Here is a 374-nt window from a genome sequence, read left to right as displayed (position 1 = left end):
ACGCGCTTGGCGCGCGAGCCGACGCCAACGGTGGCGGTCGCGATGCCGATGCGACGATTTGCGACGGGTCGTCGTTCGTCGACGATGCCCGAACGATCGACCAGGTCCGCGCCGACGTGCTCAGTGACCTCCTCCTCGCCGGCACACCCGCCCTCGACCCCACCGCGACCGGAGACGGCGACGGAACACTCGGAGCGATCCGCGCGCACGTGCAGGTCGCCGTATCCGCACTGACACTCATGGGGCAAGACGACGGGCCGGCCGACCTCGCTGGCCGCTCCCCCGTCGACGCAGCAACCGCACGGGAGCTGGCGGGCAACGCCACCTCGTGGGACCGGCTCCTCACCCACCCGGTCACCGGGACCGTGCTGGAG

1 protein-coding gene is annotated in these 374 nt (G+C 71.9%); it reads left to right on the top strand.

The annotated features are described in order from the left end of the window. Positions 1-374: hypothetical protein (locus C3492_RS43925; RefSeq protein ID WP_374938441.1), on the top strand; the 374-nt coding region annotated here is incomplete at both ends.

It is taken from the genome of Streptomyces sp. Ru62 (assembly GCF_002920615.1).
Classification (GTDB): domain Bacteria; phylum Actinomycetota; class Actinomycetes; order Streptomycetales; family Streptomycetaceae; genus Streptomyces.
This window is presented reverse-complemented; position numbering and strand designations above follow the sequence as displayed.